Source organism: Rhodanobacter sp. UC4443_H10 (genome assembly GCF_052978325.1).
In genome coordinates this window covers 2,122,577-2,143,204 of the sequence record NZ_CM129668.1, presented here as the reverse complement: position 1 = coordinate 2,143,204, position 20,628 = coordinate 2,122,577, and the positions used below count along the sequence as shown (strand labels likewise).

The 20,628-nt window shown below is 69.7% G+C and carries 15 protein-coding genes; 9 read left to right on the top strand and 6 right to left on the bottom strand.

Annotation, left to right across the window (positions count from 1 at the left end; genetic code table 11):
* Positions 1-28 precede the first annotated feature (28 nt).
* A complete protein-coding gene (locus tag ACVCMB_RS09925; protein WP_447106820.1) occupies positions 29-1,933 on the bottom strand; it encodes an LTA synthase family protein in 1,905 nt (634 codons plus the stop codon).
* Between the two features lie 178 nt (positions 1,934-2,111).
* On the opposite strand from ACVCMB_RS09925, the gene glnE reads away from it, so the two are divergent.
* On the top strand, positions 2,112-4,982 hold the full coding sequence (gene glnE, locus ACVCMB_RS09920) for a bifunctional [glutamate--ammonia ligase]-adenylyl-L-tyrosine phosphorylase/[glutamate--ammonia-ligase] adenylyltransferase (RefSeq protein ID WP_447106819.1): 2,871 nt from the start codon (positions 2,112-2,114) through the stop codon (positions 4,980-4,982).
* 195 nt (positions 4,983-5,177) lie between these two features.
* Positions 5,178-8,159 (top strand): diguanylate cyclase, encoded by a 2,982-nt coding sequence (locus ACVCMB_RS09915; RefSeq protein ID WP_447106818.1) that lies wholly within the window; start codon positions 5,178-5,180, stop codon positions 8,157-8,159.
* 72 nt (positions 8,160-8,231) lie between these two features.
* Here ACVCMB_RS09915 and ACVCMB_RS09910 read toward each other — a convergent pair whose 3' ends face one another.
* Positions 8,232-9,248, bottom strand: a complete 1,017-nt coding sequence (locus tag ACVCMB_RS09910) for a mitochondrial fission ELM1 family protein (RefSeq protein ID WP_447106817.1) — start codon at positions 9,246-9,248, stop codon at positions 8,232-8,234.
* A 181-nt stretch (positions 9,249-9,429) separates the two neighbouring features.
* Here ACVCMB_RS09910 and ACVCMB_RS09905 point away from each other — a divergent pair, with 181 nt between their 5' ends.
* Positions 9,430-10,023 (top strand): YceI family protein, encoded by a 594-nt coding sequence (locus ACVCMB_RS09905; protein WP_447106816.1) that lies wholly within the window; start codon positions 9,430-9,432, stop codon positions 10,021-10,023.
* Positions 10,024-10,102: 79 nt separating this feature from the next.
* Here ACVCMB_RS09905 and ACVCMB_RS09900 read toward each other — a convergent pair whose 3' ends face one another.
* Entirely contained in the window at positions 10,103-11,365 is a 1,263-nt protein-coding gene (locus tag ACVCMB_RS09900; protein ID WP_447106815.1) for a Yip1 family protein, read from the bottom strand.
* 196 nt (positions 11,366-11,561) lie between these two features.
* Here ACVCMB_RS09900 and ACVCMB_RS09895 point away from each other — a divergent pair, with 196 nt between their 5' ends.
* From ACVCMB_RS09895 to ACVCMB_RS09880, 4 genes are all read left to right on the top strand, one after another.
* Positions 11,562-11,771, top strand: a complete 210-nt coding sequence (locus ACVCMB_RS09895; RefSeq protein WP_395120282.1) for a zinc-finger domain-containing protein — start codon at positions 11,562-11,564, stop codon at positions 11,769-11,771.
* Positions 11,772-11,849: 78 nt separating this feature from the next.
* The gene (locus ACVCMB_RS09890) at positions 11,850-12,983 is read left to right on the top strand and encodes a glycosyltransferase (protein ID WP_395120281.1); all 1,134 of its coding nucleotides are present in this window, start codon (positions 11,850-11,852) and stop codon (positions 12,981-12,983) included.
* A 56-nt stretch (positions 12,984-13,039) separates the two neighbouring features.
* Positions 13,040-14,371 (top strand): O-antigen ligase family protein, encoded by a 1,332-nt coding sequence (locus tag ACVCMB_RS09885; protein ID WP_447099648.1) that lies wholly within the window; start codon positions 13,040-13,042, stop codon positions 14,369-14,371.
* Positions 14,361-15,113, top strand: coding sequence for a glycosyltransferase family 2 protein (locus ACVCMB_RS09880; RefSeq protein ID WP_395120279.1), 753 nt, complete (start codon positions 14,361-14,363; stop codon positions 15,111-15,113). The genes ACVCMB_RS09885 and ACVCMB_RS09880 overlap by 11 nt, the downstream gene beginning before the upstream one ends.
* Positions 15,114-15,197: 84 nt before the next feature.
* Here the strand turns inward: ACVCMB_RS09880 and lpxL are convergent, their stop codons facing one another.
* The gene (gene lpxL / locus ACVCMB_RS09875; protein WP_447099649.1) at positions 15,198-16,115 is read right to left on the bottom strand and encodes an LpxL/LpxP family Kdo(2)-lipid IV(A) lauroyl/palmitoleoyl acyltransferase; all 918 of its coding nucleotides are present in this window, start codon (positions 16,113-16,115) and stop codon (positions 15,198-15,200) included.
* Between the two features lie 94 nt (positions 16,116-16,209).
* On the opposite strand from lpxL, the gene waaA reads away from it, so the two are divergent.
* The gene (gene waaA / locus ACVCMB_RS09870; RefSeq protein ID WP_395120277.1) at positions 16,210-17,478 is read left to right on the top strand and encodes a lipid IV(A) 3-deoxy-D-manno-octulosonic acid transferase; all 1,269 of its coding nucleotides are present in this window, start codon (positions 16,210-16,212) and stop codon (positions 17,476-17,478) included.
* 12 nt (positions 17,479-17,490) lie between these two features.
* On the opposite strand, the gene ACVCMB_RS09865 is transcribed toward waaA, so the two are convergent.
* Positions 17,491-18,909: a TolC family outer membrane protein gene (locus tag ACVCMB_RS09865; protein ID WP_395120276.1), complete on the bottom strand. Its 1,419-nt coding sequence runs from the start codon at positions 18,907-18,909 to the stop codon at positions 17,491-17,493.
* Positions 18,910-18,948: 39 nt separating this feature from the next.
* Positions 18,949-19,608: a protein-L-isoaspartate O-methyltransferase family protein gene (locus tag ACVCMB_RS09860; RefSeq protein ID WP_395120275.1), complete on the bottom strand. Its 660-nt coding sequence runs from the start codon at positions 19,606-19,608 to the stop codon at positions 18,949-18,951.
* A gap of 316 nt (positions 19,609-19,924) precedes the next feature.
* Here ACVCMB_RS09860 and ACVCMB_RS09855 point away from each other — a divergent pair, with 316 nt between their 5' ends.
* Positions 19,925-20,524 (top strand): TetR/AcrR family transcriptional regulator, encoded by a 600-nt coding sequence (locus tag ACVCMB_RS09855; protein ID WP_395136006.1) that lies wholly within the window; start codon positions 19,925-19,927, stop codon positions 20,522-20,524.
* Positions 20,525-20,628: the final 104 nt, after the last annotated feature.

Here is a 20,628-nt window from a genome sequence, read left to right as displayed (position 1 = left end):
TGCGCCGACGCCGTCACCGCATGCCGGATCAATGCGCCGTTGCGGGCTGTTCCTCGACCGCCGGAGGCGTCGCGGTGGCGTGCACCACTTGCGTCATCGCCGCGGCGGCGTCCAGTGCCTTGGCCAGTATCGGTTCGAGCTTGCCGCCCATGCGCAACTGGTCGACGCCGGCCATGGCCTTGTCCAGTTGCCGCTGCTCGTCGCTCTGCGGGCGCGGCGGGGCGCCGGGGGCGGCGGTGAGGGCGGCGATCTGCGGGCCGACCAGTTCGGTCAGTGCGAAGTAGGGGTCGTCGTGGATGCCGAGGTGGGCCAGCAGTTTGCCCGGCAGCAGCCAGGAGGCGGTGTCGGCCTGCAGCGGTTTGGACGGCCGTTTCGGGTCGACCAGCAGCCACACGCCGGCCTGGCTCAGCATGTCGCTGCCGTCGACGAAACCGGTGATGTGGTAGCTGTTGCTGAGGGCGGGCAGGTGGTCGCCGTAGAACAGCACCACGCTGGGCCGGTCGCGTTTGGCGAGCAGCTTCACCAGCCGGCCGAGTTCGGCGTCGGCATGTTTGAGGTGGTAGAGGTAGGTCTGCAGCTCCAGCTTGTCGCGGCCGGTGATGCCGTCGGGCACCGGGATCGCGTCGCGTTCGGCGACGTGCGCGGGCTCGATGTCGTAGGGGCCGTGCGCCTCGATGCTGATGGCGAAGATGAACTGCGGCGGGCCGCTGTCCTTGAGCTGGGTCATGATCTCGTCGGTCATCGCGCTGTCGGCCATGTACCTGCCGTCATTCGGCGCGCCGGGCGGAAACGAGGATTGCGACACGAACCGGTCGAAGCCGATTGCCTGGAACGCGGTGGTGCGGTTCCAGAACGCCGGGTCGTTGCCATGCAGCGCAAGCGTGCTGTAGCCGTGCGACGCCAGCGTGCGCACCAGGCTGGGCAGCGACTTGTGGCTCATCTGCAGGTAGGGGAACTGCAGGTTGTCGAAGTAGCGCAGCGACAGGCCGGTGAGGAACTCGAACTCGGTGCGGATGGTGCCGCCGCCGAAGGTGGGCACGTGCAGTTTGCCGCTGCTGCCGTGCCGCGCGAGCCGGCGCAGGTTGGGCGCGAAGTTGCTGTGCTCGTAGCCGTGCATGATCGACGGGTCGAAGAACGATTCGCTCTGCACCACCACGATGTCGGGCAGCTCACCGGTTGCCGCCGGCTGCCGCAACACCTGTTGCAACGCCGGCGCGGATTGCGCAATCAGCTGCTCGGCCGCGGCGCGGTCGGGCTTGTGGTGGCCACCGCCGTATTGCAGGTGGAACAGCATCAGCGAGCTGATCAGGCCCGAATGGTTGGTGGTGACCCGGGCCGACCACGGCTCCAGCCACAGCACGCGCGCGTTGTAGATCCTGCCCCAGGCGGACAGGCCCACCAGCATGCTGACGAACGCCGCGGCCAGCAGGCCGCAGGCGGCGAGGCGCTTGCCACCGGTATGCCGCGGTACCACCGGCGGCTCGTAACGCCACGCCAGCACCACCAGCGCCAGCGCCGCCAGCAACGCGAGGTACGGCCACGGGCTGTGCGGCAGGTAGCCGGCCAGCAGGTGCATGCCGCCCTTGCGCAATTGGCCGATCATGCGGAAATCGTCCGGCAGCAGCGGCGTGCCGAGGTTGGCCACCTTCAGCACGTTGACGCCGTAGACCAGCCCTTGCAGCGTGAACGCCAGGCCGAACGACAGCCAGGCACGGCGGGTCCACGCCAGCAGCGCACCGGCCAGCAGCAGGCCGGGCAGCGCATTGGCCAGCGGGAACCGCGGCTGCTTGAGCAACTGTGCCGTGGTCACCCCCACGCCGCCGTCGACCAGCCCGGTCAGCAGCACGAACGCCAGCGCCAGTGCCAGCACCAGCGCGATGCGCGCGCCCAGCGGATACCTGGCGCTGCGGATGTCGGGAGAGGTCAGGGGCATGTGGCGACTGCCGGGGTCGTCATGGGTGGTCTCCAGAATGTAAACAGGACTCGATGAACGGCGGGTGGCGCGCAAAACGACAAGTGTCGGGCCTGCCGCAGGCATGCGCAACGCACGAACGGGTCGGCCGTGCACGGCGATGCGCGGCGTCGCCGCCGCGCTGCGGCACAATGGGCCGATGAACCCGCCCGAATCCGCCGCGCTGCGCGCGCTGATCGATGATCGCTACCGCGAGCTGGAGCGCCGTTGCCGCGCCGCCGGCGTGCACCTGCATGACGATGCCGGCGTCGCTGAACGCATCCGTCGCACCTTGCTGGCCAGCGATTTCGCGTTCGATACCTGGTGTCGCCAGCCGCAGTTGCTCGCCCCGCAGGGGCTGGATCGCCTGCGCTCCGGCGCCGACGCCGGAGCCCGCATCGACGCGCTGCCACTGCCGGAGGACGAAGCCGGCTGCATGGCCGCGCTGCGCCGCTTTCGCCATGCCGAGGCGTTGCGGCTGGTGTTCCGCGACGTCAACGGGCTGGACGAGTTGCCGGAAACCCTGTCCGCCACCAGCGTCCTGTACGAGGCGCTGCTGGGCAAGGCGCTGGCGTGGGCCACCGCGGCAATGGCCGCGCGCTACGGCCACAGCCGCGATGCGCAAGGCGTGTTGCAGCACCTGCTGGTGGTGGGCTTCGGCAAGCTCGGCGGCAGCGAGCTCAACTTCTCCTCCGACATCGACCTGCTGTTTGCCTACCCGCACGGGGGCCAGAGCGATGGCGCGCGGCCGCTGGACAACAGCGAATACTTCGTGCGGCTCGGCCGCCAGCTGGTGCGCCTGCTCGGCGAACCGACCATGGACGGCATCTGCGCGCGCGTCGACATGCGCCTGCGCCCGTTCGGCAAGGCCGGCCGGCTGGCGCTGTCGTTCGCCGCGATGGAGCAGTACTACCAGAGCGAGGGGCGCGACTGGGAGCGCTACGCGTGGATCAAGGCGCGCGCGGTGGCCGGCGACCGTGCCGACGGCAAGCAGTTGCAGGAGATGCTGCGCCCGTTCGTCTACCGCAAGTATCTCGACTACACCGCGTTCGCCGGGCTGCGCGAGATGAAGGCGCTGATCGACGCCGAGGTGGCGCGCAAGGATCTGGCCGACAATCTCAAGCTCGGCCCCGGCGGCATCCGCGAGATCGAGTTCATCGTGCAGCTGGTGCAGCTGATCCGCGGCGGACGCGAACCCTCCCTGCGCGTGCACGGCCTACTCGGCGCGCTGGCCGCCTGCGAGGCGCGTGGCCACATCGGCGCGCAGCGCGCGCGGCGCTTGCGCGAGGCCTACGCGCTGCTGCGTCGGGCCGAAAACCGCGTGCAGATGCTGCGCGACGCGCAAACCCACGACATCCCCGGCGATGCACTGAGCCGCGAACGCATCGCGCTCAGCCTCGACTACCCCGACTGGGAAACCTTGCGCGCGGCGCTGGCGACCCATCGCGCGATCGTCAGCGAGGAGTTCGCCGCCGTGCTGATGCCCGCGCATGGCCAGGTCGCCGCCGCACCGGTCGCCGACGTGCGGCTGTGGGAGCGCGCCTGCGACGAAACGCTGGATGCGGCCACGCTGGAGGCTTCCGGTTTCGCGCCCGCGGCGGAACTGGCCGACGCCTTGCTGAAGCTGCCGCAAGCCGCCTCGGTGCGCGCGATGTCGCCGCGTTCGCGCGAGCGGCTCGACCGCTTGCTGCCGCAGCTGCTCGGCGCCGCGCGCAACACTCCGGCGCCGGTGCCCGCGCTGCTGCGGCTGTGCCGGCTGATGCAGGCGGTGGCGCGGCGCTCGGCCTATCTCGCGCTGCTGGACGAGCAGCCCGCGGCGCGGCGCCGGCTGGTGCGGCTGTTCGCCGACAGCGCCTTTCTCGCCGAACGGGTGATCGCCCAGCCGCTGCTGCTGGACGACGTGCTCGATCCGCGCATCGACCAGCTGCCGCTGCGCCGCGCCGACATCGCCGCCGAGATCACCCGCGTGCTCGGCACGCTGGATGAGCGCGACGCCGAGACCGAGCTGGAGCGGATCACCGAGTTCCGTTCGTCCACCGCGTTCCGGTTGGGGCTGGCCTTCAACGACGGTCGCGTCGACGCCGAAGCCACCGCACGCCGGCTGGCCGCGCTGGCGGAGTCGGTGGTGGGCGCGGTGCTGGCGCTGGCCGAGCGCGATCTGGTGGCGCGGCATGGCCGCCTGCCGGGCGTGGGGTCGGGCTTCGCCGTGCTCGGTTACGGCAGTCTCGGCGGCGAGGAACTGGGCTTCGCCTCGGACCTGGACCTGGTGTTCGTCTTCGACGGCCAGCGCGCGCAGGCGATGAGCGACGGCGAGCGTCCGCTGGAAGGCTATCGCTGGTACCAGCGGCTGGCCCAGCGGGTGATGAACTGGCTGACCGTGCTGACCCGCGCCGGCCGTCTGTACGAGGTGGACACGCGGCTGCGTCCGGATGGTTCCAAGGGCCTGCTGGTAAGCAGCCTCGATGCGTTCGTGGCCTACCAGCGAAGCCGTGCGTGGACATGGGAGCACCAGGCGCTGTTGCGCGCGCGGCCGGTGGCTGGCGACGCGGCGCTCAACGCCGAGCTGGCGACAGTACGCCGCGACGTCCTCGCCGTGCCGCGCGAACCGGCCGCCGTGCGCGCGGAAGTGGCCAGCATGCGTCAACGCTGGCGCGCCGAGCGTGACCGTTCCGACGAGCAGCAGTTCGACCTGAAGCAGGGCCTCGGCGGCCTGCTCGACATCGAGTTCGCGCTGCAGGGACTGGTGCTGGCGCACGCGGCGCGGCAGCCGGCGCTGCTCGGCGTCACCGCCAACGCCGGGTTGATCGAGGCCTGCCGCGTCGCCGGCGTGCTCGACGACGATCAGGCGGCGACCCTGGCGGCCGCGCACGCTGGCCTGCTGCAACGCGCGCTGGCCTGTACGCTCGACCTGCGCTCGCGCATCGCGCCGCGCGACGCCGCGCTGGAGCAGTTGCGCGCCGGCGTGCGCGGGGTCACCGACGCGCTGGGCTTCGCCTTCGCCGCCGACGCGGAGCCGCCGCCGCAGGGTTGAGAGGAATCGCGCGCATGCTCCTTGCGCGCGATCCGGGGAGTGTTCGCGGAGAGCCCTTCGCTTCACGGACGTGAAGAGTGCCGTCAACGCATGGCGCTTGTCTGGACCCATCCCGGCAGGCAAGATCGACCATGGCCACGGGCTGTCGGCAGGGGCGGGATGAGGGGACGCGTGACAGGGGGAGTGGGATCGCGAGTGCTGCTTGCACTCCTGCTGATGTCGACCGGCTGGCTGGTTGTCATGTCGCCCGCGCGGGCGATGGATCCGCAGCAGCCGTTCCATTCCTTTGTGCTCGACCACTGGGGCGTGGAACAGGGCCTGCCGCAAATCACCGTGCTGGGAATGGCCGAGGATCGCGCCGGATTCCTGTGGGTCAACACGCAAACGGCCGTGGCGCGTTTCGACGGCGCCCGCTTCGTGCGCTACGACCGTGCCAGCACCGGCGTGGATACCAGCATGCTCAACGCTGCCTGGGCCGACCCGCACGGCGGCGTATGGTTCGGCGGCGCGCGCGGCCTGATCGAGCAGCGCGACGGGCAGTTCAAGGCGCTGGGCGGGGCTGCGGTCAACGCGATCATCGACGCCGGTGACGGCACGCCGCTGCTGGCCACCGCCGACGGCGTGCAGCGGCTGCACGAAGGCCGGATGGTGTCGACCGGCGGCAGCGGCGGGCCGGCCTTCAGCCTGCTGCGTGGCGACGGCCATCTGTGGATCGGCGGCATCGGCCGCGTCTGCCGCCGCGCCGACAGCGCCGCACCGGCCACGGAAAGCTGCATCGCGGCCGGGCCGGCGGCATGGCGGCACGTGGTGGTCAATCATCTGGCGCTGCAGGGCGGCCAGTTGTGGCTGGGCACGTCGGCCGGCTTGATGCGGATCGTGGATGGGCAGTGGGTCGCGGCGGGACTGGGCGACGGGATCGATGCGGCGCCGATCGAGAGCCTGCTCACCGATCGCGTCGGTTCGCTCTGGATCGCCACCGCCAAAGCGCTGTACCGCCGCCTGCCGGACGGCGAACTGGAGCGCGAGGAGATCGATGTCCAGCGCCGGCCGTGGGTGCACCGCATGCTGGAGGACCGCGACGGCAACCTGTGGCTGGGCACCTACACCCGAGGCCTGTACCGCATCTGGAATGGCTGGACCCGGCGCCTGTCGCTGCACGACGGCGTGCGCGACCCGCTGGTGTGGAGCGTGCTGCGCGCGCCCGACGGCTCGATCGTGTTCGGCACCAATTCCGACGTGGAGGTCTTCGACGGCAAGCAGGTGCGCACGCTGATTCCCGGCAGCGCGCTGCCCAACCCGTCCGCCTACGAGCTGTACTACGACCGCCGCCAGCGCTTGTGGGTGGGCACGCGCGGCGGCATCGCGGTGTTCGACCGCGGGGTGGACGTCACCCCGCCCGCGCTGCAAGGCCTGCGCAACCTGCAGATCAACGACATCCACGAGCTCGGCGACGACGATTTCCTGTTTGGCACTTCCGCCGGGCTTTATCGCTGGCGGCAGGGCGAGTTGAGCCGGCTCGATCCGCAGGCTACCGCCGCCGAGGCCATCATCCGCTCGGTGCTGCCGCTGGCGCCGGGGCGCTGGTACGTCGGCACCCGCGACGGCGTGCGCGAGTGGCGCGACGGTCACTGGACACGGCCGGCGTGGGCCGAGCCCTTGCGCAGCCACTTCGTGACGCGGCTGGCGCTGCTCAAGCCGGACTTGCTCGCGGTGGCCACCAGCGACGCCGGCATTGGCCTGATGGCAGACGGCCGCCTGCGCATGACCGGCCAGAGCGAAGGCTTGCCCAGCGACAACGTGTGGACGTTCGACCTGCTCGACGGGCAGCTCTACGCCAGCTCGACGGAAGGCGCCTGGCGCCTGCCGCTCTCGCAACTGCCGCTGCCCGGCTCGCCGCCGCGCACGGTCTCGCCGCAGCAGCTGGCCGGCGAGCAGCGTTCCACCACGGTGAGCAACCTGCATTGCTGCAATGGCGGCGCCCGCGCGCGCAGCGCCATCGTCGGCGACGTCATCTGGTACGCCACCACCGACGGCATCCTCGGCGTGAACACGCGCGCACTCGGCGAGCGGCCGTCGGCGCCGCGTGCGGCAGTGGTGTCGGTCGAACATGACGACCGGCAATACACGGGCGGCGCGTTCACCCTCGACCAGGGCAGCCGCGACCTGACCGTGCACTACACCGCGCCCTATCTGCAGGTGGGGACCTTGCACTTCCGCTACCGGCTGGACGGCTACGACAAGGATTGGCAGCACGCGGGCGTGCGCCGCGAGGCGTTCTACACCCACCTGCCGGCGGGCAACTACCGCTTTCGCGTCGCCGCCACGCTGCCGGGTGCCGCCGGCTACGGGCCCGAGGCCGCGATCGCCGTCGAAGTCACCCCGTACTGGTACGAAAACCTGCTGGTGCGGCTCGCCGCCGCGGCCGCGCTGGTCGTGCTGCTGTTCGTGCTGACGCGCTGGAGCATGCGCCGGCAGCGCCGCCGCAACGCGTGGCTGGAGGAACAGGTCGAACGCCGTACCGGCGAGTTGTCGCGCGCGCTGGAGCGCCTGCGCGTCACCAATCTCGCGCTGGCAGAGGAGAGCCATACCGACACGCTGACCGCGCTGCACAACCGGCGCTACCTGCTGGCGCAGCTGCCCGCGCTGCTGGCCGAGGGCAGCAGCGTCGGCGTGATACAGATCGACATCGACCACTTCAAGCACATCAACGACGCCCGCGGCCATGCAGTGGGCGATGCGGTGCTGCGCGAGCTGGGCGGCAGGCTCGCCGAGTTGCGCCGCGACAGCGACATCACCGTGCGCTGGGGCGGCGAGGAGTTCCTGCTGTTGCTGCGCGACGTCGACCAGGCCGACGTGCTGCGCATCGCCCAGCGCCTGCGCCACGACATCGCCGCCAAGGCATTCGCGGATGGTCGCGGCGGCGTGCTGCGGCTGACCTGCTCGATCGGTTTCAGCATGCATCCGCTGGCTGCCCACAGCGACGCGGCAACCTTCGATGCGGCGGTGGAGCTGGCCGATCTGGCGCTGTATCGCGCCAAGTACCTCGGCCGCGACCAGTGCGTCGGCCTGCTGGCCGCCGCGCCGTTGCCGGCGGCAATCCTGCGCGATCCGCTGGCACCGCAACTGGACGCGCTGCTGGCCGCCGGCCAGCTGAAATGGGTGCGTCCGACGAACTGAGCGGGCGCCTTCGATCGTTGCGCCGGCGCTTCGGGCGAAGCCCTGCCCGCCGCGCTCGAGCACCCCGCGCCGTCATTCCCGCGAAAGCGGGAATCCGCCGGGATCCCCGCCACGCAACCCGCCCCGGGTCGCCTCGATGCGCTCGCGCACCAGCGCGGCCACGCGTGCGGTTTCGCGCAGCGGGCGTTGCGCGGCGGTGCCCGGAGCGTCGAGGTCGTGCAGCAGGCCGGCATCGCGCAGGGTCTGGTGGAAGCGCGCGATCTTCGGCGGCAGCGGTGCGCGGATGAAGGTGAGCACCGGGCAGCCGACGGCGCAGGCTTCGGACAACATGTTCACCGAATCGGGCGTGACCACCAGCCGGTCGGCCCAGCCGAGCACGCCGGGGTAGGGATTGCGGCCGTCGTCGCGGCCAGCCCAGAGCAGGCCCGGCACCTCGGCCAGCAGCGGCCGCAGCGATTCGATCAGTGCCGCCGGCGTGCGCCGCGAGCCGAGCACCAGCAGGCTGCCGCCTTCGGCGCGCTGGCGCGCCAGCAGCTGCCGGATCAGCGCGCTGGCGTAGTCGGCGTCCAGTGCAATGCCGCGGCGCGGCCCGCCCAGCAGCACGCCCACGCGGGGCCGCGGCAAGGCCTCGAACTGCGGGCAGGCGTCGCGACCGTCGGCCAGCCATTCGTCGTCGACGGTGTTGAGCGAGCCCAGCGTGGTCAGCACATTGGCGCCGTGCAGCTCATCGTGGCGCGGCACCACCACGGTGTCCCACAGCGTCGGCTCGATGCGCGGGTCGAGGATCTGCACGGTGTGGCAACGGCCATCGCCGAGCGGCCGCAGCATACGGGTGAACAACGCGGCCGCGCGGCCACAGCCGATTGCGACTGCCGGCCAGGGCGGCGCAAACCACGCCCGCTGGCTGGCCGGCAGGGCGAGGCGTCCGCCCGCGATAAGGCGCGGCGCCAGCCATGACCATGGCGCGCGCGGCTCCAGCAGCAAATGGCGGCGCGGCAGTTGCAGATGCTCGGCCAGCGCCAGCGCCTGGCGCTGGTTGCCGGCGGCCGAATCGGTGATCACCCAGCACTCGCCGTGCAGCGTCAGCATGGCCGGGTTCGCCGCAGGATTGTTTCCCGAATCAACACGATGCGTTTCTCCGCCGGGCGTCGACCGCCGGCGCCCGGTCTGTACACTGGAATTTCTGGCCAGCGTGCCGGTGCGGCTCTCGCGAAGGATACCGTGCGACAGCCCGAAACAGCCTTTCGTCCTTGCCCCATGGAGTCTTCGCATGTCCCCACTGAAATATCTCTTTCTCGCCGGTCTGCTGGGTGCGGCGGTTTCCGCACAGGCGGCGCCGGTGACCTATCAGCTCGACCCCAACCACACGATGGTGCTGTTCAGCTGGAACCACTTCGGCTACTCCAACCCCACCGCCGACCTCGGTCTGGGCGAGGGCGCGATCGTGTTCGACGAGCAGCATCCGGCGCAGTCCAGCGTCGAAGTGACCCTGCCGCTGGCGCGGCTGGATACCCACGTGGCGGCGCTGGACGAGCATCTTAAAAAGGCCGATTTCTTCGATGCGGCCAAGTATCCGGTGGTGACCTTCAAGAGCAGCAAGGTCGAGCCGCTGGGCGACAACAAGTTCAAGGTCACCGGTGCCCTCACCGTGCATGGCGTGACCCGGCCGGTGGTGCTCGACGCCACGTTGAACCGGGTGGGCCCGCATCCGATGGGCAAGGCGCAGTCGATCGGTTTCGACGCCACCGCCACGCTGAAGCGCTCGGAGTTCGGCGTGGGCGCCTATGTGCCCAACGTCAGCGACGAGGTGCACGTGCGCATCACCACCGAAGGTTCGGTGCCGAAGGAAGTCGCGGCGAAGTAATCGTCGCGCCGGTCTGGCGCACTCGCACAAAAAAACCGCGCCGTCATCGGCGCGGTTTTTTTGTGCCGGCGACCGCTGGTTATTCGGATTTCACGCCGCTGTCCTTCATCGACTCCAGCTTGCCCAGGTCGACGCTGCCCACCGCCGCCTTCAGCTCGTCGATGCTGTCGGCGTTGCCGTTCGCCTTGACCGTGAAGCGCTTGCCGACGATCACGCTGTACTCGCCGGACTTGGACTGGTGGTCCCACTCCTCGTGGATGAGGTTGCCGTTGTCGCTGTAGGTCTTCTCGTAGCCGGTTTCGGTTTCCTTCTCCTCCTCCGGCGCCATCGCGCTGGCCATCGCGATGAAGCCCTTGGCGCCGCCGGTGTCGGTGACTTCCAGCGTGATGTGCTGGTTGTTGTCGCCGCTGTATTCCGCGCTGGCCTCCGACACCTGCATGCCCATCGCGCCGTTGCGCTCGGCCGAGATGCCGGTGCGCTTGAGATTGCCCACGGCAGCGGGCAGGAACGTTTTGATCTGGTCGGGCGCCAGCGCCTCCACCGGGCCGTTGGTGCCGGACATCGCGCCCATCATCTTGCCCATCGCGGCCGACTGCGCCGCGCTGTCGCCGGATTTCTGCGCCGCTTCCAGCTCCTTGCCGGCCTGTTCGGCGCGCTGGCCCATCGCCGCGAGCTTGCCCAGCGCGCTGTTGCCGTCGACAGTGACGGTCTCGCCGTTGCTGCTGGTGACGTGCATGCCGCTCATCGCCGCGCCGCCCAGCGCGCCGACGAAGATCAGGCCCAGGATCAGGCTAACGATCCAGCCCAGCACGATCGCGATGATCACGCTCACCGCGGTGTAGCCGCCGGCCTTTTCCGGCGGGCACTGCATGGTGTGGGGCAGGCCCAGATACAGCAGGTAGATGCTGTAGACACCGCCGGCGAGCACGATCAGCAGGCCCAGCCACGGCACGATCACGCCGATGCCGGCGATCCACCAGGCGGTCCACGCGTAGGCCACCGTCTTCAGTGCCTGGATCAGGTTCGGCTTGGCGCCGAAGGTGCCGGCCAGCGCGTTGATGATCAGCGCCATCACGTAGACCAGTACCAGCGACAGGATGTAGCCCAGGATCATCCGGCCGATGCCCGCGCCGATGCCGGCGCGCACGGTGACGCCGAGGAAGCTGGTGCCGATCAGGCTGCCCTTGATGAACTGCGCGATCACCGGCAGGGCGGCGATGATGGCGATGTAGCCGAGGTACAGGTTGTTGACCGTGGCCGGTTCGGCGGCGGCAACGGGCCACTCGGTCTTGGGTGTGGTCAGGATGTTCTTTGCGCGCGCGATGAGCTTTGCGGAATCCATGGTCTGCTCCCGATCAGATGCCCGAATCCGGCGCGGGGCGCCGGGACGTCGTTGATTTCCCCTTTGGTGCGTCGCACCGCTTGCTGCCGTCGCGCGGCGGAAACCCCTTCCGGCCGCGCCGTGGCGGATGAGCGCCCCGGCAGCAAACGCCAGCCTGCTACCATTTGCAGCCTGCTGTCCAGTCCGGAGTCCGCTGATGTCATCCCCCGCTGTCGCGACCGTGCCCCTGGTGCCGGCAAATGCCGAAAATCGTTACGAAGTGACGCGGCAGGACCTGCCGCTGTCGTGTCCGATGCCGGGCATGGTGCTGTGGAATTCCCATCCGAAGGTCTACCTGCCGATCGTCGATGACGGCGGCGAGTCAACCTGCGCCTACTGTGGCGCGCATTACGTGCTGCGCGACTGATCAGCGGACCCGGTCGGCGGCCGGCCATGGCATTTTTTTTGCTTGTTTTTTGCCATGAAAGCCGCCAGCCCCGAGCTCATGTCCAGCATTGTCGTGCCCGCCAAGCTGCTGACCGTGGTCCAGCTGATCCCCGCGCTGCATTCCGGCGGCGCGGAGCGTTCGGCGCTGGAGATCGCGCGCGCGCTGGTGCAGGCAGGCCATCGCTCGGTGGTGATTTCCGCCGGTGGGCGGTTGGTCGAGCAGTTGCAGGCCGAGGGCAGCGAGCACATCACGCTCGACCTGGGGCGCAAGTCGCTCGCCACCCTGGGCCGCATCGGCCCGCTGCGACGCCTGCTGCGCGAGCTGAAGCCGGACATCGTGCACGCGCGTTCGCGCTTGCCGGCGTGGGTGGGCTGGTGGGCGCTGCGCGGTATTTCCCCGCGACCGCACTTCATCACCACCGTGCATGGCTTCAATTCGCCGGGCCGCTACAGCTCGATCCTGCTGCGCGCCGAGCGCGTGATCGTGGTGTCGCAGACCTTGCGTGACTATGTGCTCAGCCACTATCGCTGGCTGGAGCCGGGCCGGGTGCGGGTGATCCCGCGCGGCATCGACCAGGATGCGTTTCCCTACGGGCACCGGCCGGACGATGCATGGCAGAAGGCGTTCTTCGCGGAGTTCCCTGCGCTGGCTGGTGCGCCGTTGCTGACCATGCCCGCGCGCGGCACGCGGTTGAAGGGCCACCACGACGCGATCGAGTTGCTGGCCGACCTCAAGCGTCGCGGCATCGAGGCGCGCTTGCTGCTGCTGGGCGTGGTCGAGCCCGGCCGCGAGGCCTACGTGGCCGAGCTGCAGGAGCTGATCCGCTTGCGCGGGGTGACCTCGCAGGTGGTGCTGTCGCCGCCGCGCGATGACATCCGCGACATCTACGCGCTGTCGGCGCTGGTGCTGCAGTTGTCGAACAAGCCCGAGACCTTCGGGCGCACGGTGATCGAAGCGCTGTCGCTGTGCCGGCCGGTGCTCGGCTACGCCCATGGCGGCGTCGGCGAATTGCTGGCCGAGCTGTACCCTGCCGGCCGCGTGCCGCTGGGCGATCGCGAGCGGCTGGTCGAACGCGCGGCCGAATTGCTGCGGGTGGCGCCTCCGATCTCGCCGCTGCAGAGCTACCGGCTCAGCGACATGCAGCAATCCACGCTGGCGTTGTACGACGAAGTGAGCCAGCCGCAGGGCTGACGCGCCAGGCGTCGCGGCGCGCCTACAATGCGGGCTGGTTCCCGCCTGGCCCACCCATGACGACCTTCGGCAGTTCACTCAAGGCGGCGCTGCGTTCCCCCCTGCTGCCGTTCTGGCTGGTAATTGCGCTGCTGCCGTTCGGTCGCAGTTCGGAGCTGGGCACGCTGCTGTGCCTGCTCGGCGTGATCATGCTGTTTGCACGCGACCCGGCCGCACTGCGCCAGCACCCCGGCGCGCAGCTGCTGCTGTGGCTGCTGGGAGCGTATGTGGCGGCGGCGTTGTTTTCCGCGCTGGACGCGATTCGTCCCGGCAAGAGCTGGAGCACGGTGGCCGCCACGCTGCGTTACGTTCCGCTGGGCCTGTACGCGTGCTTCGCGATCCGTCGCGAGGCCAAACTGCACGCTTTGTACACGGCGGTCGCCGCGGTGCTGGCGCTGTGGTGTGCGGATGCGTGGGTGCAGGCGTTCACCGGCTGGAGTCTGGGCGGCCATCCCGAAGCTTTTCGGGTCTCGGGCATTTTCGGCGCCGACAACCTGAAACTGGGCCCGAGCCTGGCGGTGCTCTCGCCGTTCGCATTGTGGGCGGCGCGGCAGCGCTGGGGGCGGCCGGGGTTGGTGCTGGCCGCGGTGCTGGTGCTCGGCCCGGTGCTGCTGGCCGGCTCGCGCTCGGCGTGGCTGTGCTACGTGCTGGTGCTGGCGGGTTTCGCCTGGCAGGAGGCGCGCACGCTGTGGCGCTTCTCGTTGTGGTGCGGGGCGGCGGCGCTGCTGCTGGCACTGGCTGGCGTGGTGGCATGGAATACCTCGGCGCGCTTCCATGACCGGATGGCGCGCAGCCTGCTGGTGTTGCAGGGTACCGATCAGTCGGTGGACACCGCGCTCAGCGGCCGGCTCGATATCTGGCAGGTCGGCGTGGCGATGACCGCGGCGCATCCGGTCAACGGCGTGGGCGTGCGCGGATTCCGCTACGCCTATCCGCAGTTCGCGCCGGCCGACGACCACTTCGTGGTGTCGGCCGAAGCGTGCGGCGTCGGCGAAGGCGCCTGCCATCCGCACCAGCTGCTGCTGGAGATCCTCACCAATACCGGCCTGCTCGGGCTGGCGCTGTGGCTGGCCGCGGCGGGTCTGGCGTGGCGGGCATGGCGGCGGGTGGGCGCGGCGGCGCGCGCACGCGCGTTCCCCGCCAGCCTGGCGCTGGGCGTGATGCTGTTTCCGCTGAACTCGCACCTGGCGTTCTACTCGGCCTGGTGGGGGCTGCTGTTCGCCTGGCTGCTCGGGCTGTGGTGCGCCAGTCTGTTCGTTGCCGGCATTCCTGCAGGCAACGAAGAGCCCGGCATCCGTGCCGGACTCCTCAACGCAGAACCCCCTCAGGGGACGCCCGATGGGGCGTGAGCCGCTGTCGGTGGTGGTGACCACGTTCAACAGCGCCGGCACGCTCGACGCCTGCCTGCGCGGGGTGAGCTGGGCCGACGAGATCGTGGTGCTGGACTCGGGCTCGAGCGATGCCACCACGGCGATCGCCGCGCACTACGGTGCGCGCATCCACGCGCAGCCGTTCGCCGGCTACAGCGCCCAGAAGCAGGCGGCGATCGACCTGGCCAGCCATCGCTGGGTGCTCCTGCTGGACTCGGATGAATCGCTGGATGCGGATGCCGCCGCATGCCTGCAGCAGGCGCTGTGCGAGCCGGCCCATGCGGGTTACCAGTTGTGGCGGCGCGAGTGGCAGTTCTGGCGCTGGCAGTCGCGGCGCGGCCGGCTCAACCACTACGTGCGCCTGTTCGACCGGCAACGTGCGCGCATGAGCGGCCACGAGGTGCACGAGGAAGTGCAGGTGGACGGCCCGGTGGGCGTGCTCGACGCGGTCATCGATCACCATGGCGAGCCCGACATCGCCGGCCGCGTGGCCAAGGCGAACCGCTACTCCAGCCTGCAACAGGCCGATCTGGCCGGGCGACGGGTGAGCTGGCTGCGCTTGCGCATGGTGGCGTATCCGACGGTGGCGTTTCTTCGTTATTACGTGCTGCGTGGACACTGGCGCTCCGGCTGGGCCGGCTTCATCGCCGCGCGCATCCACGCGTTCTACGCGTTCCTGAAGTACGCCAAGCTGTACGAGCAGCGGCGGCCGCGGGGCTGATCCGGCCAGCTCGATCGCCGCTCGGGACGCAGGCATGCGGCTGTACCTGGTCGAGCGCCGCCGGGCATCCGGCTGCCGAACGGATCAGTAGATGGCGGCGGCGCCCGGCGGGCGGGTCTTGAATCGCTTGTGCACCCACAGGTACTGCTCCGGCGCCTCGCGCACCATCTGCTCGATGCAGGCGTTGACGCGGGCGGTGTCCTCGAGCACGTCCGCGCCGGGGAAATCCTCCAGCGGTGCACCCAGGCGCAGGACGTAACCCGACCCGTCGGGCAGGCGGCGGTGGAAGAACGGGATGACCACCGCGCCGGACAGCCGCGCCAGGTGGTGGGTGGCGGTGATGGTCGCCGCCGGCACGCCGAAGAACGGCACGAACACGGTGTCCTTGCTGCGCATGTCCTGGTCCGGCGCGTACCACAGCGTGCCGCCGGCGCGCAGGTACTTCACCGTGCCGCGGATGTCGTCCTTGTCGAACATCGCCGCGGCGTAGCGCAGCCGCGCGCGCAGCACCACCCATTCGAACACGGTCGAATCCATGCGCCGGTACATGCCGGCAATGCGGATGCGCTGCGACACCAGCCGCGCGCACAGCTCCAGGTGCGAGAAGTGGCCGCCGACCAGCAGCACGCCCTTGCCGCGCGCGCGCGCCGCCTCCAGGTGTTCCAGCCCCTCGATGGCGGTCGGCAGCGCGGCCATGCGCCGGTCGCTGCCCAGCCAGCCGAGCGCGAACTCCACCAGCATCATGCCGATGTCGCGCAGGTTGGCGTCGACCAGTGTCGCGCGCTGCGCGGGATCGAGCGCGGGGAAACACAGCGCGATGTTGGCGGCCGCGATGCGCCGTCGCGCCGACGGAATGCGCGCCACCAGCGCGCCGAGTCGGCGCCCCAGCCACGGCAGTGTCGCCTGTGGCAGATGCGCGATCAGCCACACCGCCGCCACCCCCAGCCATGCCGGCCAGTGGCGGGGAGCGAGCAGCGATCGGGTGAATTCGGGGCGGGGCATGCCGGGCATCGTCGGCATTGTACCGGGCCATCCGCGCGCGAACCTGCTTCAGGCGCTGTCGCTATACTCGCGCGTTGATTGCAAGGATCGGCCGTTGCGCTTCCTGTACACCCTCGCGATGTTCCTGGTCACGCCGGTGCTGGTGCTGCGCCTGCTGGTGCGGGGCTTGCGCTCGCCGCCGCACCACCACCGGCGCTGGCTGGAGCGCTTCGGCTCGTTCGACGCGCCCGGCTTCAGCGGCAGCCTGTGGATTCACGCGGTATCGGTGGGCGAGGTCAACGCCGCCGAGCCGCTGGTCAAGGCACTGCAGCGTAGCTACGCCCACGCGCCGCTGGTGGTCAGCACGGTCACCCCCACCGGCGCCGCGCGCGTGCAGCAGCTGTTCGGCGACAGCGTGTTCCACGTGTACTTGCCCTACGACCTGCCGTTCGCGGTGCGCCGCTTCATGAAGCGCGTGCGGCCGCGTCTGGCGGTGATCGTGGAAACCGAGATCTGGCCCAACCTCTACTTCGCCTGCCGCCGCCGCGGCATCCCGCTGATGATCGTCAATGCACGATTGTCCGAGCGCTCGATGCGCGGCTACAAGCCGCTGCGTCCGCTGATCGCTTCGGCGCTGCGCTGCGTGAGCGTGATCGCCGCACAGTCGCGCACCGATGCTGCGCGCTATCGCCTCCTGGGCGCCGATCCGCAGTCGGTGCTGGTCAGCGGCAACATGAAGTTCGACGTGCCGATCCCGGACGGCGCGGTGGCGGCCGGCGCCGCGATGCGCGCGCACTGGGGGCCCCGGCGGCCGGTGTGGATGGCGGCCAGCACGCACGACGGCGAGGAACTGGCGGTGCTGGAGGCGCATCTGAAAGTGCTGCAGCGCCTGCCCGATGCGCTGCTGCTGCTGGCGCCGCGCCACCCCGAGCGTTTCCGGCTGGTGGAGCACACCGTGCGCAGCCTCGGTTTCACGGTCGCCACGCGCAGCCTGGAAGGCGTGCCGGCGACCGCGCATCAGGTCTTCGTGATCGACGCCATGGGGCAATTGATCCCGTTCTTCGCGGCTTCGGACCTGGCCTTCATCGGCGGCAGCCTGGTGCCGGTCGGCGGCCACAACGTGCTGGAGCCGGCGGCGCTCTCGGTGCCGGTGCTGGTGGGGCCGCACACCTTCAATTCGGAAGAGATCATCCGCAGCCTGATCGAGGACGGCGGCGCCGAGCGCGTGGCTGCCGCCGAGCAACTCGGCCCGCACGTGCTGCGGCTGCTGCTCGACGCGCCGCGCCGCGGGCAGATGGGCGAGGCGGCGCGACAGGTATTCGAGCGCGAGCGCGGGGCAGTGCAGCGCGTCATGCAGCTGGTCGACGCGCTGCTGCAGGAGTAGGCGGTCAGCGCCTCACTGCAGCAGAGCGTTGATGCCCTGGATGTCCTTGAAGTCGGCCGTGCCGGCGGCCTGCTGCAACAGCAGCTTGTTCAGGATGAACTGGTGGCGCGCCTGCGAATAGGCGCTTTCGGACTGGGTCAGGGTCTGGATCGCCAGCAGCACGTCGGTGAAGGTCTGCGTGCCGACCTCGAAGCCCGCACGGGTGGCTTCCAGCGCCTTCTGGCCGGACTCCACCGAGGCCTTGCCCGACTCCACCTGCGAAATGCCGGCGAGCACCGAGCGGTAGTAGTTGAGCGTGTTCTGGATCACCTGGCGGCGCTGCAGTTCCAGTGCGTCGTTGGCGGCATCGCGCTGGTAGATCGACTGGCGCACGCGCGACTGGGTGTAACCGCCGGAAAAGATCGGCACGTTCAGGGTCAGCCCGATGGTGGTCGAGGCCGGCCGCTCCGAACCGATGCGGGCGGGGTCCTGGTACCAGCTGCTGCTCTTGCCGTAGTTCACGCTGGCGCTGATCGTGGGCAGGTGGCCCGAGCGTGCCGCGGTGATGTTGTGCTCGGCGGTCCGCACGTTGTCCTGCTGCGCCTGCAAGGTCGGGTTGTTCTCCAGCGCCTGCTTCACCCAGGCCTGCGGATCGCTCGGCGCGGGCGCGTCCATCGGCAGGTCGTCGCGCAGCTTCTTGAGTTCGCCCACCGGCTTGCCGGTGATGACGCGCAAGGCTTCGCGGTCGTTGTCGAGCGTGTTCTGCGCCGCGATGGTCTGGGTCTTGGCGTTCTCGTAATAGGCCTTGGCCTGGTACACGTTGGTGATCGCCGACAGACCCACCTTGTACTGCTGGTCGGCCTGGTCGTACTGGCGCTTGAACGCGTCCTCGTTGGCCTTGGCGAAGGTCAGCTGATCCTCGTCGTTGAGCACGGTGAAGTACGCCGCGGTGACGCGCACCAGCAGGTCCTGCGCTGCGGCCTGGTAGGTCGCGTCCTGCGCATCCTTGGCGGAGTGCGCGGCCTTGAGGTTGGCGTACTTGCTGAAGTCGAAAACGGTCTGGGTCAGCGTGGCATTGAGGCTGCGCGTGCGCAGGTGGCCGCCGTCGGAGGCGGTGCCGTTGGACGCCAGCGGGCCGGTACAGGTGTAGTTGCCGCTGCCGGCGGCGATGCCGCTGCACAGGAAGCTGTTGGCGCCGGTACCGAAGTCCAGGCTGTTGCTGCCCTGGCCGCCGTTGGCCTGTTGCAGGGTGAGCGAACCGTCGATCTGCGGCAGCAGCCCGGCACGCGCCTGCGGCACGCCTTCGCCGGTGGCCAGCCGCGTCGCGTCGGCCTGGGCCAGTACCGGGTCATTGGCGCGCGCGTCGCGATAGGCATCGAGCAGATCCTCGCCATGGCTGGGCAGCGAGACGGCGGCCAGCGCCAGGGCCAGGGTGAGTAGCTTCAATTGCATGGAATGCCTCGTGTCGATCGGGGACGTCGGGGAGGGGGTCTACAGAACGAATCGCGGCGCCGGCTCGGCATGCACCAGATATGGCAGGTCGGTCTCGAACAGGCCTTGCGCGCGCAGTTCGCCGGTCGCTTCGAGAACCAGCAGGTTGGCGCGCTGCACCGGCGACTGTCCGCTCACCACGAACGCGCGGCCACCGGGCTTGAGCCACGCGCGCCAGCGCGACGGAACTTCCGCCACGGCGCCGGTGACCACCAGCACGTCGAACAAGCCATCCGGCTGCCACGCGCGCACCGCCTCGCCGGTGACCAGGCTGGCATTGCCGATGCCGGCGTGACGCAGCCGCTCGCTCGCGGCGGCGGTGAAATCGGCATGGATGTCCACGCTGACCAGTTGTGCCGACAGGGTGGCGAGGCACGCGCTGAGATAGCCCGAGCCGGTGCCGATTTCCAGCACGCGGTCGGTGGCCTGCACGTCCAGCGCCTGCAACACGCGGCCCTCGACCACCGGCTTCATCATCACCTCGCCATGGCCCAGCGGCAGGCACAGATCGGCGAAGGCCAGCTGCCGGTGTTCGGCGGCGACGAAATCCTCGCGGCGCACGCGGCTGATGACGTCGAGCACGCGGCCGTCGAGTACCTCCCACGGACGCACCTGGTTCTCCACCATGTTCGTGCGTGCCTGTTCGAAATTCATCGCCATCTGTGCATGCCTGCGCTGTCCCGGAAGAACCCGGAAGGATAAGCTCTGCCACCTGCCGCGACAATGGCGGCGCCGCTTGACACCTAGCCTGACGGCTGCGCCACGGTGCACGAAGTGCCGGAAGTCATCGGCGCTGCGTGACGTCCGTCACCCCGCCGTGCGCATCGGATCGACCGCCGCCCATGGCCGGATTGCCGCCGCGTGGCAAATAAATAAACCGAAGCGTATACTAAAGGCTGATCATTTGTATTTGAAGGTGGAGGACATGAGTACCAGCGCGCCCATCAGAGCCCAGGGACCCGGTCGCCCGAAGGACATGGAGAAGCGTGCGGCCATCCTGGCAGCGGCCAAGGCGTTGTTCATCAGCAACGCTTTCAGTGGCACCAGCATGGATGCCATCGCCGCCGACGCCGGCGTGTCCAAACTCACCGTCTACAGCCATTTCGGCGACAAGGACAACCTGTTCCGCGAAGTCATCCGCTCGCGCATCCAGGACCTGCTGCCGGAGGAAACCTACCGCTTCGATCCGCAGGCGGACATCCGCGAGACCTTGCTGCGGGTGGCGCTGACCCATGCCCACCTGGACTGCAACGCCGAAACCGTGGGCACCTTCCGCGCCATCCTCAGCGACTGCCGCCAGGGCAACCCGCGCTACGGCAAGCTGATCTGGGAAGAAGGCGCCACGCGCACCCATGGCCTGATGGAACGCCTGCTGCAGCAGGCGGTTGACGCCGGCAAGCTCGACATCGACGACGTGCGCCGGGCCAGCATGCAGTTCCTCACCCTGATCAAGGGCAACCTGATGATGCGGCAGATGTTCGGCTGCACGAATTGCCCGGAAAGCTACCTGCAGGAAATCGAGACGACCGCGCGCGCGGGCGTGGACACCTTCCTGCGCGCCTTCCTGCCGCGCTGACCACGCCAAGTTCTTCACCCGGCTTTCTCGGGCCGGTGCCCATGCTCTGCCGATATCCGTGCGCCGGAAAGCTCATCGCAGCCGGCGCCACCCGTCCGCAGGAG

What these genes read in the sequence shown, in the direction of transcription:
- ACVCMB_RS09925 (WP_447106820.1), bottom strand. Translation starts at nt 1,933, where the DNA reads ATGCCCCTGACCTCTCCCGACATCCGCAGCGCCAGGTATCCGCTGGGC.
- glnE (WP_447106819.1), top strand. Translation starts at nt 2,112, where the DNA reads ATGAACCCGCCCGAATCCGCCGCGCTGCGCGCGCTGATCGATGATCGC.
- ACVCMB_RS09910 (WP_447106817.1), bottom strand. Translation starts at nt 9,248, where the DNA reads ATGCTGACGCTGCACGGCGAGTGCTGGGTGATCACCGATTCGGCCGCC.
- ACVCMB_RS09905 (WP_447106816.1), top strand. Translation starts at nt 9,430, where the DNA reads ATGTCCCCACTGAAATATCTCTTTCTCGCCGGTCTGCTGGGTGCGGCG.
- ACVCMB_RS09900 (WP_447106815.1), bottom strand. Translation starts at nt 11,365, where the DNA reads ATGGATTCCGCAAAGCTCATCGCGCGCGCAAAGAACATCCTGACCACA.
- ACVCMB_RS09895 (WP_395120282.1), top strand. Translation starts at nt 11,562, where the DNA reads ATGTCATCCCCCGCTGTCGCGACCGTGCCCCTGGTGCCGGCAAATGCC.
- ACVCMB_RS09890 (WP_395120281.1), top strand. Translation starts at nt 11,850, where the DNA reads ATGTCCAGCATTGTCGTGCCCGCCAAGCTGCTGACCGTGGTCCAGCTG.
- ACVCMB_RS09885 (WP_447099648.1), top strand. Translation starts at nt 13,040, where the DNA reads ATGACGACCTTCGGCAGTTCACTCAAGGCGGCGCTGCGTTCCCCCCTG.
- ACVCMB_RS09880 (WP_395120279.1), top strand. Translation starts at nt 14,361, where the DNA reads ATGGGGCGTGAGCCGCTGTCGGTGGTGGTGACCACGTTCAACAGCGCC.
- lpxL (WP_447099649.1), bottom strand. Translation starts at nt 16,115, where the DNA reads ATGCCCCGCCCCGAATTCACCCGATCGCTGCTCGCTCCCCGCCACTGG.
- ACVCMB_RS09865 (WP_395120276.1), bottom strand. Translation starts at nt 18,909, where the DNA reads ATGCAATTGAAGCTACTCACCCTGGCCCTGGCGCTGGCCGCCGTCTCG.
- ACVCMB_RS09860 (WP_395120275.1), bottom strand. Translation starts at nt 19,608, where the DNA reads ATGGCGATGAATTTCGAACAGGCACGCACGAACATGGTGGAGAACCAG.
- ACVCMB_RS09855 (WP_395136006.1), top strand. Translation starts at nt 19,925, where the DNA reads ATGGAGAAGCGTGCGGCCATCCTGGCAGCGGCCAAGGCGTTGTTCATC.